Annotated in this window: 24 protein-coding genes and 1 pseudogene; 2 read left to right on the top strand and 23 right to left on the bottom strand. The window is 34.8% G+C overall.

Annotated features, from left to right (window positions below; translation table 11 throughout):
• Positions 1-16: 16 nt before the first annotated feature.
• Positions 17-523 (bottom strand): YfbM family protein, encoded by a 507-nt coding sequence (locus QM941_RS03550; protein WP_414338988.1) that lies wholly within the window; start codon positions 521-523, stop codon positions 17-19.
• A gap of 121 nt (positions 524-644) precedes the next feature.
• Here QM941_RS03550 and QM941_RS03545 point away from each other — a divergent pair, with 121 nt between their 5' ends.
• Positions 645-1,664, top strand: coding sequence for a hypothetical protein (locus QM941_RS03545; RefSeq protein ID WP_414338985.1), 1,020 nt, complete (start codon positions 645-647; stop codon positions 1,662-1,664).
• A 32-nt stretch (positions 1,665-1,696) separates the two neighbouring features.
• Here the strand turns inward: QM941_RS03545 and QM941_RS03540 are convergent, their stop codons facing one another.
• The 17 genes and pseudogenes from QM941_RS03540 to QM941_RS03460 form a co-directional block, all read right to left on the bottom strand.
• The gene (locus QM941_RS03540) at positions 1,697-2,503 is read right to left on the bottom strand and encodes a hypothetical protein (protein WP_414338982.1); all 807 of its coding nucleotides are present in this window, start codon (positions 2,501-2,503) and stop codon (positions 1,697-1,699) included.
• A 9-nt stretch (positions 2,504-2,512) separates the two neighbouring features.
• The gene (locus QM941_RS03535; RefSeq protein ID WP_414338979.1) at positions 2,513-2,824 is read right to left on the bottom strand and encodes a hypothetical protein; all 312 of its coding nucleotides are present in this window, start codon (positions 2,822-2,824) and stop codon (positions 2,513-2,515) included.
• Between the two features lie 4 nt (positions 2,825-2,828).
• Positions 2,829-3,041, bottom strand: coding sequence for a hypothetical protein (locus QM941_RS03530; RefSeq protein WP_316598430.1), 213 nt, complete (start codon positions 3,039-3,041; stop codon positions 2,829-2,831).
• Positions 3,026-3,910 carry a DUF4300 family protein gene (locus QM941_RS03525; protein ID WP_414338977.1) on the bottom strand — a complete coding sequence of 295 codons (885 nt, stop codon included), beginning with the start codon at positions 3,908-3,910 and terminating at the stop codon, positions 3,026-3,028. The genes QM941_RS03530 and QM941_RS03525 overlap by 16 nt, the downstream gene beginning before the upstream one ends.
• A gap of 192 nt (positions 3,911-4,102) precedes the next feature.
• Positions 4,103-4,624 (bottom strand): RDD family protein, encoded by a 522-nt coding sequence (locus QM941_RS03520; protein WP_414338974.1) that lies wholly within the window; start codon positions 4,622-4,624, stop codon positions 4,103-4,105.
• 41 nt (positions 4,625-4,665) lie between these two features.
• Positions 4,666-5,547, bottom strand: coding sequence for a diacylglycerol/lipid kinase family protein (locus QM941_RS03515; protein WP_414338972.1), 882 nt, complete (start codon positions 5,545-5,547; stop codon positions 4,666-4,668).
• A 528-nt stretch (positions 5,548-6,075) separates the two neighbouring features.
• Positions 6,076-6,546, bottom strand: a complete 471-nt coding sequence (locus QM941_RS03510) for a hypothetical protein (protein WP_414338970.1) — start codon at positions 6,544-6,546, stop codon at positions 6,076-6,078.
• Positions 6,547-6,686: 140 nt separating this feature from the next.
• Complete coding sequence (locus QM941_RS03505) at positions 6,687-7,253, bottom strand: hypothetical protein (protein ID WP_414339455.1); 567 nt, start codon at positions 7,251-7,253, stop codon at positions 6,687-6,689.
• 111 nt (positions 7,254-7,364) lie between these two features.
• Positions 7,365-7,775, bottom strand: coding sequence for a hypothetical protein (locus QM941_RS03500; RefSeq protein WP_414338967.1), 411 nt, complete (start codon positions 7,773-7,775; stop codon positions 7,365-7,367).
• Positions 7,776-7,924: 149 nt separating this feature from the next.
• On the bottom strand, positions 7,925-8,416 hold the full coding sequence (locus tag QM941_RS03495; protein ID WP_414338965.1) for a nucleotidyltransferase: 492 nt from the start codon (positions 8,414-8,416) through the stop codon (positions 7,925-7,927).
• A 20-nt stretch (positions 8,417-8,436) separates the two neighbouring features.
• A complete protein-coding gene (locus tag QM941_RS03490; protein WP_414338962.1) occupies positions 8,437-8,598 on the bottom strand; it encodes a hypothetical protein in 162 nt (53 codons plus the stop codon).
• Between the two features lie 22 nt (positions 8,599-8,620).
• Positions 8,621-9,406, bottom strand: coding sequence for a hypothetical protein (locus tag QM941_RS03485; RefSeq protein ID WP_414338960.1), 786 nt, complete (start codon positions 9,404-9,406; stop codon positions 8,621-8,623).
• Positions 9,407-9,435: 29 nt separating this feature from the next.
• Positions 9,436-10,290: an ADP-ribosylglycohydrolase family protein gene (locus tag QM941_RS03480; protein WP_414338958.1), complete on the bottom strand. Its 855-nt coding sequence runs from the start codon at positions 10,288-10,290 to the stop codon at positions 9,436-9,438.
• Between the two features lie 30 nt (positions 10,291-10,320).
• Positions 10,321-11,097, bottom strand: a complete 777-nt coding sequence (locus tag QM941_RS03475; protein ID WP_414338955.1) for an alpha/beta hydrolase — start codon at positions 11,095-11,097, stop codon at positions 10,321-10,323.
• A gap of 160 nt (positions 11,098-11,257) precedes the next feature.
• Positions 11,258-11,992 (bottom strand): lysostaphin resistance A-like protein, encoded by a 735-nt coding sequence (locus QM941_RS03470; RefSeq protein WP_414338953.1) that lies wholly within the window; start codon positions 11,990-11,992, stop codon positions 11,258-11,260.
• Positions 11,993-12,478: 486 nt separating this feature from the next.
• Positions 12,479-12,793, bottom strand: a complete 315-nt coding sequence (locus tag QM941_RS03465; RefSeq protein ID WP_250307174.1) for a TfoX/Sxy family protein — start codon at positions 12,791-12,793, stop codon at positions 12,479-12,481.
• Positions 12,794-12,857: 64 nt separating this feature from the next.
• Positions 12,858-13,248 (bottom strand): annotated as a pseudogene (locus QM941_RS03460) (VOC family protein).
• On the opposite strand from QM941_RS03460, the gene QM941_RS03455 reads away from it, so the two are divergent.
• Positions 13,236-13,568 (top strand): hypothetical protein, encoded by a 333-nt coding sequence (locus tag QM941_RS03455; protein WP_414338950.1) that lies wholly within the window; start codon positions 13,236-13,238, stop codon positions 13,566-13,568. The pseudogene QM941_RS03460 and the gene QM941_RS03455 overlap by 13 nt on opposite strands.
• Positions 13,569-13,615: 47 nt before the next feature.
• On the opposite strand, the gene QM941_RS03450 is transcribed toward QM941_RS03455, so the two are convergent.
• The 5 genes from QM941_RS03450 to QM941_RS03430 all read right to left on the bottom strand — a co-directional run bounded on the left by QM941_RS03450 (position 13,616) and on the right by QM941_RS03430 (position 17,917).
• Entirely contained in the window at positions 13,616-14,092 is a 477-nt protein-coding gene (locus QM941_RS03450) for a GNAT family N-acetyltransferase (RefSeq protein WP_075567525.1), read from the bottom strand.
• Between the two features lie 211 nt (positions 14,093-14,303).
• On the bottom strand, positions 14,304-15,068 hold the full coding sequence (locus QM941_RS03445) for an ATP-grasp domain-containing protein (protein ID WP_074325022.1): 765 nt from the start codon (positions 15,066-15,068) through the stop codon (positions 14,304-14,306).
• 62 nt (positions 15,069-15,130) lie between these two features.
• On the bottom strand, positions 15,131-15,319 hold the full coding sequence (locus QM941_RS03440; RefSeq protein WP_000179769.1) for a hypothetical protein: 189 nt from the start codon (positions 15,317-15,319) through the stop codon (positions 15,131-15,133).
• A 193-nt stretch (positions 15,320-15,512) separates the two neighbouring features.
• Entirely contained in the window at positions 15,513-16,868 is a 1,356-nt protein-coding gene (gene rlmD, locus QM941_RS03435) for a 23S rRNA (uracil(1939)-C(5))-methyltransferase RlmD (protein ID WP_414338939.1), read from the bottom strand.
• Positions 16,869-16,942: 74 nt separating this feature from the next.
• Positions 16,943-17,917 carry a DUF1002 domain-containing protein gene (locus QM941_RS03430; protein WP_414338937.1) on the bottom strand — a complete coding sequence of 325 codons (975 nt, stop codon included), beginning with the start codon at positions 17,915-17,917 and terminating at the stop codon, positions 16,943-16,945.
• Positions 17,918-17,921: the final 4 nt, after the last annotated feature.

Below are 17,921 nucleotides of genomic sequence, written 5' to 3'. Positions count from 1 at the left end.
ATGGATTATAAAAACCTTAACAAATAGTCACTAAGACATTCCCCTTGTGGTTTAAGATTTCCTTGTAAAAGTCTTTCATTTTGACAAAGCAGGTTAAAATGAAAGACTTGATTTCTTCCTCATCCTCAAGATAATCCCAAATATCAGGATACAAGTCGGCTTTCTTGCATGCTTCCATGCTAAAGTCCGCCAAGGCTCTGTGCATGTCAAAACTTTCTAGAGCTTCTACGATCTCGGCTATCTTGTTTTTTTCAGTATAGGCTATGTACTCAGACACTTCTTCTAAAGGAGTCACTCCTAAAACCGCTTCTCTCAAGGGGTTGTCATCCAAAAATTCTGAACTACTAAATCCTGTCATGACAAAGAGAAGAGCATCCCACATTTTGTCGATATCTATTAAGATATCATGACTATCAGCGGAATCCTCAGCAAAGTCTAACAAGTCATCTTCTTGATTGGAAAGACCTTTTATTTGTTCTAATTCATTATCTGCTAAATATTGATAATTGGCAATCATTCCCATGATTTTACTCCTTTGAATCAGTTAGTATCATACGGATATTTCTAGCTCTATTTCCCTAGAAAGTGCTATAATGGAGCTAACAAAATTGTTCTCTAGCAATTGAAAAACGGGGGAAGTAGTCATGCTCACCACTATTGTTTTAGGATTTTATGCTCTTTTCTTTCTATCCTTGTGCTTTATTATCTATCTCTATATTAGACTTGTAGTTGCGGTTAAAAAAGGCAAAGACATTCCCAAATGGATTTATAAACTTGGCCATGCTGTTCAAGGAAGAATTCACGTTGACTATGAAGAAATCACTGATACCAATGCCCTTAAAGAGATTCATTGGTTCTTGCTAATCTATTTAATCGTAAATCTACTCGTATTGGCTGTCTTCTACTATCATGGTAATAGCTTTCCTCAAGCCATTTATGAATGTTTGAAAAAACAATTTTTTATCGTACTTGTTAGTATGGTTTTAAAAAGTATTGGTAAATTTGTTGTACTGGCTATAAGCAAAAACTTTCAAAACAGTCATGCCTATGCATCAACCAACGCTTTTGTCGGGACAGCTTTTTTAACGAGCTATGTGTTTATGTTTTGCATGATGATGAGTGGTCTTCCGGCTCAACCTGTTCCAGTAAGCATTCAAGATACCACTGTCATTATCGGAGAAACCAAGGCTTCCGAGCTTTTGGACCAAGGCTTTACCTTTGGAGATAAAGGCGCAGAGAGCTCCATCACCAATCCCAAAAACGACCACTTCTACTACGGTCAGCTTCTCGAAGTCAAGCGGGATGATCAGTCCTATGGCTTTATGAGCCTTACTCCTACGGGAAGAGATACCGATCAGCTCAAAAACTGCGTCATCACCTATTACAGAACACCTAAGGATAACAATCAACTAGAAGAAATTTCCATTAATCATGTCAAGCTAGCAAATCTCAAGCTCCAAGACTTTCAAACACGAAAATTAATCGATATCTTTCAACTAAATCCTACTGATTATGAAGAAAGTAAAAATCCCAACAACTTTACCTTGACCATTCAAACAGCAGATTACGATCTCTGGAAAAGATACAGGATTGAATCCAAGTTCAATTCAGATGGTTCGATTGATAGCTATGGAGTCAGAGCCCAACATAGCATGTGGGAATGATTCACCCTTATTTTCCTCTTATCAGATAGACATTAGACTGAAAAAATATCATCGACAAGTTTATAGGTTTCGATGAACCGTAGGCCAGAAGAGCCTTTATCTCTAGTGATTTCTTCATAAACATCTTCTAAATTATGGGCAGGTGCCAGCATCCAAAGACTAAATGGGCTGAGTTTCACCTGTCCAATTTTTTCAATATTTTCTAATAATCGCCCTAAATCTTTGTGATTGAACCAGCAATCTGTATCCAGAGCAAACTTCGTATTGTCCATCTTACAGGAGATTTGACTGGTCAAAAAATCATCGATGGTGGGCTTTTTTGTTTGTAAGAGGCGCGTGCAAGCTAGATGGTACTCAAGTTTTCTAGGACTCTGCTCAATCATAGATACAAATACAAGACCATACTCATCTTCAAACTTAACAGCAAGGATATCTCCTTCTTCAAAGTAAGATTTGCGTTTAGCCTTTGCTTTAGGAACCTTTAGAGGTCTAGGATTTTCAGTTTGCAATTGAACTGCAAGTTTTTCCAAGACCTTTTGCCTTTGCTTCAATGCCTTTGAATCTATTTCCAACCAAAATGGATCTGGACCTTTTTTAATAATCTCTAAGGTTTTATCTCTGATATCGTCAGTCAGGTGACCAATCTTCCACAGTGAGTAGGCAAATGCAGTCCAATAAATTTCTGTAAAAAAGTCTGTTTGACAGTCATCTTTCTCCGTATCAAGGATATCCTTGATAATATTCGCCACATGATCACCATCTCTATAGCGACCGACTACTTCATTGTAAATGTCATAAGCTTGATCACTGTCAATGATTTTAACGCCATCAATAGCCATTCTCAACTCCTATTTAATCTTATGCTTGTTCATTTTCTCTTGGAAAATATCTGTAAGTATTTGGCGCAATTCTTGAGCTTCCTTTTCAGGAAGTTGTCCTTCTTGTTCAGCAACAGCGTACAATTCCGGATACTCAAGAGAGATTCTCTTAATCGTACGCGTAATAGCATGTTTTCTAACAAAAAACGGGATACGCTTAATCATCTCTTGAGGAATTAGAGCGATTATCTTATCGGCTGTTTCCTTATCGCTAAGTTTAGAAAAAGTTAATCCCTTTTTAATCATTTCTTGTTCTTGTTTCGTAAAATCTTGTAATTCCATATGTCTAGTCCTCATCTTCTGTCACTTCCCAAACTTCAGCTTGGTAGGGTTCTCCATCTTCATCGTATTGATTGATATAACCAATAAACCTTTCATTTTTTCTTGGTTTCTGCTGATTTCCTTTGATAACCCAAATAGCCCATACTCCGCCTAAGACAATCATTATGAATGTCAGTGCTTCTTCCAATTCAATGCCTTCCTTTAAAATTGAACCCACTTATCATTATCCATAATAAATGGTTTAGCTAGACCTTCTCCTGTATAGTTTTCGTATTTTGTATCTAGATATTTGTAACAATCTTCCTTGGTCGCAAATTTGATGGCTTGATAAGGCTCTTCAAAGGTCAGCTTTTCGACAAAGAGATAGCCGTCTTCGCTTGGCACAAGTATTCCGACATGACCAATAAAGAGCGATTGACCATCCAAGTCATCATGGACTACTACAGAGAGCATTCTTGCATTTTCATTAAACTTGAATTGAGAAAGGAATTGTTCCATCTTTGCAGCATGAACCTTCACATCTGTCGTTGCTTCAGTCTTGACTCTTGAAAATAAAGTATCAAAAGCATCCTTGTCTTTCGCACCAAAAACTTTTCCTTTGTCAATGGCATCGTTATCGACAAACAAGAGGGAATCGTCTTTCTCTAACTTAGGGATTTCGATAGAATTTTTTAATAAACAATAGCTGTTAATGCGACAGTTGGTACCAACAAAATCACCTTTTTTGGGTGCCCAAAGATTGCTTATCTTTTCAACATCATAGTCTGTTTTGGTAAATGTAGAAAAATCCCCAGTTAAGCCTACTGAACCAACAGTGGCGTTGTAATCATTTACTAGGTTGAAAAATGCATCAATACTTTCTTTATCCAAATGTGCAGCCAAGGCTTTTCGAACTTCTTCTACACTTTCCTTGCTATTGAGATTGCTATAGGTTCCCTTGTAGTTCTCTTTATCTGAGCTGGCCAACGTAGTAGTTGAACTGTTCTGTTTTTCCATAGATTGGTTTTGGTTTGTACCACAGGCAGCTAAAGTAAAGATAGCTAAACCACAACAGCTCATTAATCTGATTTTTTTAGATACTTTCATAAAATGTTTCCTTTTTACTAAGATTTTTTCAAGTCGATCATCCTCTCTTATATTATAGTTCAAATTCATTTCAAGTCCAAATATTTCTCACTAAATGTAAATTATTTTAAAACCAAAAAAGAAGCTGACACATGGCTCGCTCCTTCTTGTTTGTTTTTGAAAATAGCTGAAATATAAACAAAATTTTTAACTTCATTCACCTTTTAGCTGTAGCTGTGTATGAGCTAGAAGGTCACCTAAATGTCGCTTATCTTTCCTAAAAATAGACATTGCTAGTAAGACTACCAAAAATAAAATAGATGTATAGCAGAGGATAAAATATAATAGATCAAAACCACTATAAACACTATGAATGGCAGACATATGACCTATTTGCCAAGGTAAAAATTTGATAGCATTTCTAATTAGGCTAGCTTGTACTGTTTTTTTCTCGTAAACCAGTTGAAGCTCTGCTTTTTTCTTGCCAATGCTACCATTTTTTGTATAATCCAAATATGTAAAAATGAGCGTGATTGGCAAAACAGAAGTGAAAAATGTAATGGACTGCGACTCAAATTCTGTTGGTTGCTGCATGCCATTTTGAAAAATAAGATAATAAACAAAGGAACCTAGAGCCAATAGAATTAAATAAGCTAGAATGAAAAGATAATCAAATAGTAATTCAATCATTCTTTTTTTAACTGGAATAGGATTAATTGCTAAAAACTTCATCATTATCGCCTCCTTTATTATCTATTATTCTTTTCAAAAGTTTCTTATTCTTTCGGTTGAGAATAGACTTCGATATGCTGTCCTAGTACCTTGATTTCTACTGGTAGGTCATCAGATTTGTCACCATCAACATCCGTTTCTAAGGCAGTATCTGAAGAAATTTTTATATGACGAGCTTTGATATACTCGATATTCTCATTCATGACAACATCCCCTTTTAATAAATCAGGGATGACTGACAATTTAGTAAGGATTGAGGCATCTTTAAGAATCAGAACGTTTGCATATCCGTCCTTGTCTTCATCAAAAATCTTCTTATCAGCAAAATAATTGGTTAGGAGAACTAAAACGTGACTTGCTTCTCCAATATAGTTTCCATTTTCTGTTTCAACTTGAATGTTAAATGCTTGATCTGTCACGACAGACTTTACAGTATTAACCGCATATGCCAGCATACCAAACTTTGTTTTATCTTCTATCCCAACGTTATGGATGGCTTCTGGTAGTGAGCCAATACTAAAGATATAACCAAAATAATTTCCATTTGATTTTCCGATATCAATCTTATTCGTAGAACTAAAATCAAGCTCGTCAATGGCTCCATCAATATCCTGATTGATTTCTAATAGTTTCGTGATGAGATTTCCAGTTCCTCCTGGGATAATCGCGAGTTTCGGAATGTAGTCTTTCTCAGCAATACCTGAGATGACTTCATTGACAGTCCCGTCTCCACCGAAAACAAGGACAGCATCATACTTCTCTTTAGAAGCTTCTGTTGCAAAGTTTGTCGCATCAAGAGCTTTCTCAGTGATTCTGGTTTCCACATGCTCAAAGTAATCTAAGGCTTTATTCTCCAGTTTCACCTTATAATCCAAGGCCTTTTCGCCACCAGAGGTTGGATTGATGATTACCATTATTTTATTCATTTATAATTCTCCTTAAAGATATCGCAAAATGTCTAGTAACTGATTATATCATTTGTGCTATTGTAACTCCATCTATAAGCTTGCAGGGTCACATTCAATAACTCATTAAAAACATTAAAGCGACAATAGTTTAATTCCTACACATCCTTCTTAGATAAAGTCACATAGTCTGTCAGGTACAAAACCCCTGAGACTAAAGCTAATATACTAGAAAAATAGGAAAAAAAGGGAACAAATCCTAGAATGGATGCAGTAAACAGAAACTGATAGGTTTTATTATTGACTTTTGAGTTCTCATCATGGAGAAAAAATGCCAGAAAAGCCAAAATTAGCAATATAAAACAGGTGAAATAGACCATATTTCTCAAATCAGGAACTTCAACAAACCGAGAGATTAAATAGAAAATTTTTCCCCCCTCTCTACCAGAAGAGGCATAAACTATCACATAAAATCCAATTATGGCACTGATTCCGTTTATAAGTAATAATTTTTTTGATTTCACTATTTATTAAACCTTTCTATTATGTCTAAAATGGAAGTACACCAGCCATCAAACCTTGAGCAATAAAACAGCTATTATTTTGGAAGTCTGAAAAATAGGTATTACTGATAAAATTGTATAGTTTATCAACCGGTCTTTTGTACCAATCCTTGTATACATATTCCATCTTATAAATCAGCAAGGGTTTTCCATCTTGGCTATAGCCCTTAAAAGTTATCGAAAATACATCTCTATAACCAATAATTTTATCCTTCTTATTTGAATTGTTCCCCGTTCTATATTGTTCAAAATCAATAAGATGCGTATAGAGCATGAGTTTTGACAGAGCTTTTTCTGACAGTTTTTGACTATGTTCAAAGGAGATTATTCCACGATTACTAGATTCTTGGTAAGACAGTTCAGAGGTCATCAAATTACACTTAAAATAACCAATAATTTCACATCCACAATAGATAATAAATTCAAATTTTGAAAAATATTCTTTATCCCAAATCATCTTATTTCTCCAACCCTACAGCTTGATAGAAATTATATTTAAACTAACCAATCTACATTAAGACGTAAAAGATTTTCTTCTTTAAAAGGTTTTTACTCTTTTACCAGCAAAGCTACTCACTCACGAGGAATTTAATTTGACTATTGCATTTCTTCTATCGCTTCTTCCACATATTCCTCTACATCTTCAAACTCTACAAATATTGGATCTAAGTGACATAAGAAGTGCCAATCTTTGGCGTCTTTCTTTCTGTAGAGAATTGCTTCGCCGTCTTCGCTTCCGAAAAAGCTTCTGTCGACTTCATAACCTTTGCTTTCTAAGAAAGTTTTTACCTTTCGGAAGTTTGCTTCTCTTGCTTCGATATAGGCTTTGACTTCATCGTTATTAACGACATAGGCATCGACTTTTGTAGCTCCTTCTATCACTTTATCGTTTTTAACGGATAAATTCGAAATTTCTTTCAAAATAATCTCGACATTTTCTTCGGGTTCAAACGAAAATCTAGATAAAGGGACAATATTTCCATTGAAGACAATTTCCATATAATCCGGCAATTGTTTAGGATTAACATACTCTACTTCAAAACCATCTTCATTTTCTTGAGTATATCCAGGGATTTGAGCTACAAAGTCTTTCCCTTCTTCTAAAGTCTCAAATACGACTAAATCCTTTGAATAATTGTTTTGGTACAATTCTAATAGATACATCATTAATCCTTCCAATATTTGAAAAACCAACCAAGATTTAAGCGACTTACAACCTAATTATCTATCCTTAGTCTACGCATATATTTCATAACGAAAATATTTAACTAAAGTTTATCCAGGATCTACATCTATAGAAGTTAATTTGAAACCATCCTCATTGTATAAAAATTCTAATTGTAGGGTTAAATCTACTAATTCAGAATCGGAGGTCATCTGATATTCAACAGCAAATCCTGTTTGATCATTAAATTCATAAACTTGTAGTTGAGAATACTCATAGTTCGGATGGAAATTACATTCTACACCATATTCATCAATTTTATCAAAATCATTTAATTGTAATGAATCGTCAATATATTCAAGCAACTCTCTTACATCATCAACTTCTGAACCATCAACACAATCCATAATATCTCTATAATTATTTAGATGAATTGCTCTTAAAATCTTTTTAAGTACTTCAATTACTTTTTCTTCATTTTGGTAGTTTTCTTTGTACTCAAAATCATCGAATATTCCCATGACAATACTTCCTTTTCTAAAATTTAAAATCCTTTTCTTTACTAATTCTATTACTAGCCAATATAGTATAAATTAAAATAAGCAATAAAAATGATAATAAAAATAACATGACAACCAGTCTTACAACTTACTACTTTTCATATGATAATTTACAAATGTCTTTCCAGCCACTCGATCTTTTTAAAATCCTTATTGTTATTGTGATCATTTCGATAGGAGTCTTGAGAAGAAGCTTTGTAAATACTTAGATACTGCTCCAGACTTGGAAGACGAAAAGTGATGCCTTCAATGTGAATAAGCTCTATATCCGATTCCGAAACTCCTGCAAAATCAGGTAAGGAATCGATACTTCCAAATTCAACACTCACTCGATCCTTTTTGAATTCATGCTCATGAATATCTATTAAGACGTAGCCTAAGTCTTTCATCACTTTCATTATCTTGTCCCAGTCATAAATTCTGAGATGATCAGGTGCTTCCCAACCTCTAGGGTCACCAGGCACATGAATGTCAATGTCAGACGGCTCCCAATTTTCTTTCGTTCTAAACTCCAATCCCAAAGATCCCATCAGTGTCGGTGTAATTCCGACTCGATTTAAATGGAAACAAATGGTTTTAAATTCTTCAAATAAGAGACTCATGTTTACTCTAAACCTTTCATCTAAATGTTCGTTATTTCTACTTTATTCCCTTGAACAAAATCATCTTCATTTTCTAGAGTATATCCAGTTATTTTGGATACAAATTCTTTTCCTTCTTTTAAGGACCCAAATGCAACTAGATCTTCATAGGAAGGATTTTGATACAATTCCAATATATGCATCGATACCCCTCCTAAACTTTCCTTAGCGTGATTGTTCAATCATGCTCTCTAAATCATTCTTTTCCACACTCATGTATTCGACTTCTTTTGTTTCTTCATTGTATTGATAGCATCTAAATATCAATTGATTGCTTGTCTGAAACAGTGTGTCTACCCCAGAGTATTCTCCATGGCATTTTTCTAGTATCATTTCATCAACGAGCTCTAATGTCTCTAAATGAAACACAAACCATCTTTCTTCTGTTGTAGAGAATACACCGTAAGAATTGTTAATCTTCCAAACGTTTGATAACCCATCCTGTTCAAATATAGGAAATTGTTGACTAGATTTTATTTGGAAATCATGATTCGATATTTTATAAAATTCTGTCGTGTAAAAATTCACCAGCAACGAACTTTCCTTGTCAATCGTAAAAACAAACGCCAAATTTCGTGGAAATTTATGTCTCACATTTAGCTCATGATTCAAAAATTCAAGGCAAAAGTCCTGTGAACCATCCTGTCCCGCTGTCAATGAAACGATGATTCTATTATCGGAGAAGCCCTTAAAAGTTATTTCAGAATCAAGAAAGTTATCTTCCAAATCTAAATAGTAACTTTGAAAATTCTGTTCGTCTCTCACTTCAATCCGAATTTCATGGCTACTTTTTCGATAAGCAAGCCAAGTTAAGTTATTTTTCTGAGATTGATAGCTGCCGATTAAAGTGCCTACATTAGTATCTATATTTTCAAAACGCTTATAGGATTGTTTATGATTGTTAATTAAACAATTTTCATTTACTTTTTTAAAACGGTTAAGTTGAATCACTCGGTTCACCTCCATCTGATCTGGGAAATTTAACTATTATCGAGCAATAGCCTTATTTTTATAAATTCAGCCAACTTTCCTTCCCATCGTCTGAGCACCTCTTTCAAAGGCTCATCGAGATAGCTATAGGCCTTGTCCTTAATCCACTCAGGAATCCCATAAGCTGCTTCGGCGATACTCCCTGTGATTGCAGCGAGAGTGTCGCTGTCCCCACCAAGAGAAATCGCATTTCGAATCGCATCTTCAAAATCTGTACTTTCTAGAAAGGCAACGATGGCCTGAGGAACGGTATCCTGACAGGTTTCATTAAAACGGTACGTAGGACGAATTTCATCTAACGTTTTCGAAAGGTCATATCCATACTCTTTCTCGATATGTTCCTTAATACGTCTTTTAATCTCCGCAGGGTTATCGCTACCATCACCACCAAAGAAATAACGGCACATATAGATTGTATCCGCTGTAGCCATTGCTCCTTTGATTCCTTCTGGATGGTTATGCGTCACTTCTGCAGAAAGTTGCGCCAGACGTTTCACCTCGGACGGCAACTCGTCTGTTGTGGCATCCATCACCCAAGCGCACGGAGAAACACGCATCGCAGAACCATTTCCAAAACTATTGTAAGGCTCACGGTTGTCGGTCATCAGCCACTGGTTAAATCGAGCACCGTAACTTGCATCGGGATACATCCTACCATATTTTTTCATGGTATCAATAAAGTCATCCTTCCGACCGCCATTCATAATGGCTTCTGCAACAGCACAGGTCATAACCGTATCATCAGTGAAAAAACAATCATCACGAAATAATGGAAAGTCTTTCGTTTTAATGTTGTCCCATTCGTAAACAGAACCAACAATGTCTCCAACTATTGCTCCTAGCATCAGATTCCTCCTTATGATATATCAGATTCATTACACATTGCTCTTTAAAAATGGCACTACCAAATTAATCCACTCTTGAGGCAGGTAAGCTGATAAATAGCCGTGGTTATAGCCCTTTGCTTCATACAGGATCGTATTGGAATGTAGCTGCTGAAACAATCTAGCTGACTCTTTCACATAGTTCAATTCTTTTTCACCATAGATATACAGAATCTGCGACTTGCTTGCAGAAATCGTGTCCTTCAGCTTGTAATGCCCCATATAGGTTTTGTAAATGGTCACCAATGTTTTGATAGGCGTCCTTGGCAGATCCTCCAAATAATAATCTTTTATTTCCTCTGGATAAGCGAGTTTAGGATATATTTTGTTCATCATGCTTAACTGAAGTTTACAAGAGAATTTACTAAACATCAGTTTGCCAAATAGACATACCAGAAAAATGCTGATTTTAGCCAACCTTGGTTGAGGAATACAGAGGGTTCCATCTATGATGGCTTTCTCAGCTATATCTCTGTCTAATGACAAAAGCTCCATAGCAATTTGACCACCAAGTGAAACACCACCGATTGCAAACAATTTCCCACCACAGTTTGCTTTGATATAGTCTAGAATCTCCAAAGCAGAATCTTCCGTAGAAACATAATCAAGTTGATATTCCTCTCCGTGGCCATTCAAAGTGGGTAGAATAATACGGTATTCTTTTGACAAGATTCGTGCTTGACTAAGATAATTCCACCAAGAACTGCCACCGCCATGTATCAGCAAGATAGAAGGCAAATTCTTATCACCAAATTCATGGAATTTCATATTTAAACTCCTTAATGTAAGACTTTCCTAGCTACATCTTTGTTTAATCTGTTTAAACAAGCAGTGATACCACTTCAAACAGAAAATCTCTAACATTAATTATCTAGATAGACCACTCGTTACTTTCAATAAAGGATATGCTGATTTAAATTTTAAAATATTATTCCTTACTAATTCTATTACTAGCCAATATCGTGTAAATCAAATAAGCAATAAAAATGATAATAAAAATAAGATTAATTTTTAACACAAAATAGAGATTTAACAAATTTGCGAACGCATGAAATAATATACAGTATCCCACAGATTTCGTTTGACGATAAAGAAGTCCTAAAACAAAACTTAAAAATAATGTATATACAAAAAATAAAATAAAAGGAAATCCTTGATGACTTTCTCCAACTATAAACCATAAAGGCAGATGCCAAATTCCCCAGATTGAACCTACAATCAAATTAGATTGCCAATAAGTATATTTTTTATCAAGTAACGGTTGTAATACACCTCTCCATCCTAATTCTTCATGTCCACCACCAAAAAAAATTAGTTGTATAAAGAATAATGGAATCAGATAAATTGATACTTCATTTAATTCTAAGGAAGATACAGAAAATAGTATCAAAATTGCTAACAAATGAATAATGAAATAAATACTACTATTTCCTTTCTTACTAAATAGAAAATGTTGAAATTTTATATTATTCCTTTTCAAATAAAAGCCACTTGCAATAGCTGGACCAAGTGCCCCTACTATATGTAACATTCTCCCTATAATTGTTTCTAATCCCAAAATATGAGATTGCGTAAAGATGGCAAGAATCCCCCAAGCTATATAAGTAATTCCAAAAGTAAAATAAAGATAATTTTTTAAATTCTTTTTGTCAATTTCTGTCATTTTATCTTCCTTATCTTGATTATTTAATGAATAATATTTTTACTGTTTCTTATTTGCTCTCGATTTATAACTAACTATATTCTATCACAAAAATGCAAAAAAAGCCTTACAATCAAGGCTTTTCATTATTGATTCATACCAAGCTTTCTAGGCTTTTACGGCAAAGATACACACTCGGCGGTTCGGACTTACCGTATCATTTCGTCGGTGCCCCTCCTCTTTCTACGAGTCCTATCGCATGTGCCGAAAATCTACTTCTACTTCGCTAAAGTATCAGCTCGTACAAGCAGTGATACTGCCTCAACATGTGGTGCTAGTAAACTTCTATATTATAGAACGAAAGGGATAGAGTTAATGTTTAAACTTAAACTTTAGAATGAAAATATTTTTTCTTTTCTTACCCTACAGTATCCGTACAAATTTTATAGGCTTCATCTCATAAAAACTTGTACCTTGCTAAATTCAACAAACTGAAGCTTGTTTGTCTCATTTAGCTTTCTTAGGTTTCTTTTCTGGCAGTTCCGCATACATACCTTTCAGTAGTTCATTAATCAAATCCATATCCTCAAATCTGTCGAATGCATACATCAATGTCTTTGAACCCTCATACGGATAACGCAATTCTGAGTCTGCAAGAAGTTTGTCCGATGTCGGCGTTCTCTTTAAAAATAGTTCATTATCGCAAATGTCACCTATCAGCTTACCGTTAAAATATATAAGGTAGCCGCCCATCATGGATCTTATGACAATATCACCTGCTGCAGAAAAAATCTCACGAACAAATTCATTAAATTCATTCACTATGGTTACCTCCTTCAAAATCAAATATTCCTTACTTTATGGCAAACTCTTTCCCTATTTATCCTCAATATTTCAGCAATCCATTTTCATCAAATTGAAAATTCGGTCCCCATGAAACTTCCCAATAGTATCCATCTAAATCCGAAAAATATGCGTGATTATTCACCCCAAAATACTTCCTTTGGCTCTTTTACAATTTTTCCACCTGCTTTTCTTACTAATGCAATTACAGTCTCTACATCTTCTTTATGTTCAACATTGTAGGCTAATGTAATTCCTGAAAATCCATTCCCTTTTGGTGGATTATTTTCATCAATATCTTTTGCTAATTGTTCCAAAGGAAATAGTTCAAACTTTGTTCCCGGAGTATCAAAAAAGCATACTGACGGATTATTTTCTCTGCAATCAGTCTTATATCCTTAACCATCTCTATAAAACTTTATTGACCTTTCCATATCTTTCACACCTAAACAAAACAAATAAAAGATTAGTTACTCAACTTGCCATTAATTGTTTGATATTAAGTATTGATAAAGAAAAATTTCATAATTGCACATTTCTTATTGCAGAGATTACAAAACTATTAGATAACGAATTAAATTACTATGAACAAACTGTTTTCCTTTATGCTAAGGGCTACTTTGAATTTAAAAAGAATTTAGATACTGGTGTTGAAAAAATGAAACAGCCTATCCAAGTCTTTGATATTTTAGAAGAGCAAAATATGAAATCTCAGTATATAGATCATTTCTCTCAAAATGTGGAAATAAGATAGAATACTAACTTTAAAGACTTAGTGAAAAGCAGAAACTAGTAATGATACTAGTTTTTGCTTTTCTCCATAATAATTAATTTCCCCCTTTTTCCTTCTAAATCTTTTTTCACAACAAAAAAACCTGAATTTCTATATGCTTTTTGAGCCAATATATTTTTTTCATTTACAGCCAATATAATATGGTTAATTTCTAATTTTAAAGTTGAATCTATGAATTCAAATATTCCATTCAGAGCATTAGAACCATATCCTTGATTTCTGAAATTATCATCAATAGAAAATCCTCTAATAAGCGCATAATCATTTTGATAATAGCCGTACTCTTTAGGACCAGTGTTTAGGTGTAGGCAAAAAAAACCAATTACTTTATGGTCTTTATTAAGTATTACTATTGGGTATCTATCCTTATCTTTTTTAGACTTTTCAATAATATTTTTTGGGGTATCAGTATGTGTAATATCATTTAAAGAATAAGAACTTAAAGAATGGTAATGTTCAACTTCACTATACAAAGATAATTTCATGATAATTAATTCCTTTCTCTTTATGTAAGATACATAACTAAATCAGTTGATGATTTAATAATCATATCAATTGTTTTCATACTTTCTACTTTCCTATTCAACTTTCAAATATATAGCGTTTTCATTATTTTCTTATCCTATTATATCATTATTCAAAATAAAAAACTGCAACTTACTAGTTGCAGTTAAACACAGATTTACTTCTGTTCCTTTAGAGACTTATATTTTCATTTTCAGGCATATTAAAAACATCGTTTTTTTCAAAATAAGGTTTTACCATTTCTTTCCATCTAGCTTTATGAAAATTGATCGAATTTAAAGGAGATAGGCCATAATTTCCCAATGCATAACCATCATTTACTTCAACAACAAGTGTCCTGCCATCACTAGTAACACCGATATCTAGTCCATAAGCTATTGGCGCATCTTTCCAACATGATATGGCTTCATCAATTACACTAGGATCAAATTGTGCATGATAATCACCTGTATAGGGTCGAACATCTAATACGCGACCATCTAACACAAAACAACGCCATTCTGCTATGAATTCTACAACCTCACTAATCCATATAGGATAGTCAAAAGGTAAACCAATACCTATCAAATCACGGGTTCCGTTAACAACTCTTCCAGTAAAGACTTTTGAACCAGCTTTAGGCTTAATAAATTTTCCCCAATTATCAGGTATATTTACAATCTCTCCCAAAACGCCTTCATAAATCTTTCGACCATAAAACTCTTTGAGCTCAATAGGATAGTCATAAACCGGAACGTTTAACCCCATCATTTTTAGTAATGCTCTAGTCTCCATTATATAATCTACAACTATATCTTCACTTGTTAACTGTTCTATTTCAGAAAAAGATTGATATAAAATAACTTCTTCTCCTTGTAAGTATGCACCTACTTGAGCATTGTACTTATTAATTGAAACTTCACTTGGTAGTTTGCTTTGTCTAATATAAACAACCATTTTATCACTCCTATATCACTAGTGTTGCACCTGTTGGTAAAAAAATAATAGCATTTTTGCTGTTATTTTTTTGAGTAAATAGCTCCCATAATATCATCGAAATAATCAACAGTATTTAGGAGCAATTCTATAACTTGGGACTTTGTTAGTCGCATTCCTCTTCTATCTCTAGCATCTTCTACTAAATTTTCAAGTTTCTCTAGATTTTTATCATCCAAGCTAATCATTATTCTATTTTTATCAGTTGCCATTTTCTTCACCTCAAGTCAATTCTATCACAGGTGTTACACTTGTGTCAATTATTTTCTTTTTAAAATATAAATATTTAAATTAGGATACTTTTATACCTTTTTAATATTTTGTATTCAGTATTTAGTAATAAAGACTTAACTATAAAAAGCCTTACAATCAAGGCTTTCGATTATCCCTTTCGTTCAAGGTTTTCTAGGCTTTTACCAGCAAAGCTACACACTCAACATGATGCGTTTGCGGAAAAAGGTCCACCGGCTGGACTTTCTTCAACTCGTAGCCCAACTCTTGATAGAGTTTGATATCACGCGCCATGGTGGCGACATTACAGGAGATATAGGCGATACGGTCTGCTCCTGTTTGGGCGCTTGCTTTGATAAAGCTTTCGGTCAAGCCCTTGCGTGGTGGATCGACTAGGATTGCAGTTGGTTGGATGCCTTCCTTGAGCCAATTCTTCATGGCATTTTCAGCTGTGTCACAGACATAATGGGCATTGGTGATGCCGTTTAAGCTAGCATTCTTCTGGCTATTCTCTACTGCTTCTCGTATGACTTCGACACCATAAACTTCTTTAACATGCTTAGCGACAGATAATCCAATAGTTCCGATTCCTGAATAGGCATCAATGACCACATCATCTTCTTTTAACTCCGCAAAATCAATAGCTGTCTGATAAAGCTTCTCTGCCATTTCTGTATTGACCTGATAAAAGGCTGGTCCAGAGATTTGGAAGCTATTCCCCAACATTTGGTCCGTAATGTAATCTTGACCATAGAGAACCCGCCATTCTTTCCCAAAAATGGCATTGGTATTCTGGTCATTGATATTTTGCATAACAGACACAATCTCTGGGAACTGCTTGATGACTTGTTCAATCAACTGTTCAACTCGGAAAATTTTAGGACGAGTGGTCACCAAAATAACCATGATTTGTCCGGAATGATGTCCACGACGAACAACAAGATTACGAATCAAGCCAGACTGTTCCTTCTCATCATAGGGTTTTAAGTCATAGCGACGAAGCAAATCACGTAAAGCCACAATAACTTGGTCTATCACTGGATCTTGGATATAAAAATCTTCTAGAGGCATCAGATCATGAGAATTCTTACGGAAGAAACCAGTCTCCAGAACACCATTAACGCGACGAACAGGAACCTGAGCCTTGTTACGATACTTGACAGGATTTTCCATACCAAGAGTATCTGCTACCTCTATATCCGTGATTCCAGCAATCTTATAAAGACTGTCTTTTACTTGCTTGGTTTTAAACTTGAGTTGCTCTGGATAAGCTATATGTCCCAAGTCGGCAATGCCTGAACGCAGGTAAGCCAAATCTAAGTCTTGGTTACGATGTGGAGATTGCGTAAGGTATTCCTCGACTTTACCAAAGCCAATCTTCTTGTTGACTTTAAGTACACGCATAAGGATTTTTTCAGTCGGTAGAGCATTCTCTACAAAAAAGACCAAGCCATCTACCTTGGCAACACCTGCTCCTTCATGAGTTAAATCGACAATCTCAACTTCTACAATATAATTTTTCTTTAACATAATTTTCACTTTCTATAAACCGACAAAAAAAGACGGCAACAATCCTGTTACCATCTATTATACCATGAATTGACCTAAGCACCAAAACTCTTGAAGAAATCAAGGATAGCTTGCCAAATTGAGCTAAGGATGTTTCCACCGTCTTGAATAGCTTTATTGGCATCAAAGTTTAGATCGATATTGCTGAAACTATCACCTGCTTGTGCAACGATACTTTGTTTCAGATCTTTTAGCGTCTTAGTAAAGTCTTCGTTATTTAAAATATCACTCTTTGAAAGATTGAAGGCAAAGTTAATGATGACATTGATCTGATTTCCTGTTATAACCTGATCTAGTTTATAATTTTTTAATGTGTCTTCGACAATCTTACGAACATCATCCTCTGTGAGCTCACCTTTAGACTCTTTAGCTTTAGCAATAGCAGACTTGATATCAGCAAGGGCTACGTTGAGTTTATTGGCATCATAGCCAGATTTGTCCTTGTTTTCATCATTGATGTCTGACAAGGCTTTTAACTCCTCCTGAGCCAAGTTTTTATTCTCCTGAGGTAACTGAACACCATTAGACTCAAGGGAATAGTAAATACCTGCTAAGGCACTTTCACCAGTAACTGGAATTGGTGCCGCAACGATGATACGCGCGTGCTCCACACCCAAGGTAACAGCCGCATTACGGTACATATCTTGCGTCACTTTAGTGATATTTTCAGGTGTCTCAATCTTGACCTCAAGTGGTGATTTTTCTCCTAATTTTTGAATTTTTGCTGATGAATAAAGCTGAAGACTTGAATCATTTGCTACATTCATAATCTTTGAGTAGACATCCGGTGTCATAGTTTTCAACTGTTTTGTATCTTTAGAGGCATCATAGCCAAGTTTTTTTAGTGTTTGATTTTTTTGATCTTCCGTTAATGAAGAACCTAAGACATACTCAGGTTGAACATAGGTTTCATCAATGACTTTTTGAACATTAGTTGCTGCTTGAACGCTTTGCAGTGTTGCAACCGCCAAAAGAACAGCAGCGCTCGTCAGAAAGAATTTCTTTCGCATGAGA

This window comes from Streptococcus timonensis (genome assembly GCF_047460355.1).
GTDB lineage: Bacteria > Bacillota > Bacilli > Lactobacillales > Streptococcaceae > Streptococcus > Streptococcus timonensis_A.
This window is presented reverse-complemented; position numbering and strand designations above follow the sequence as displayed.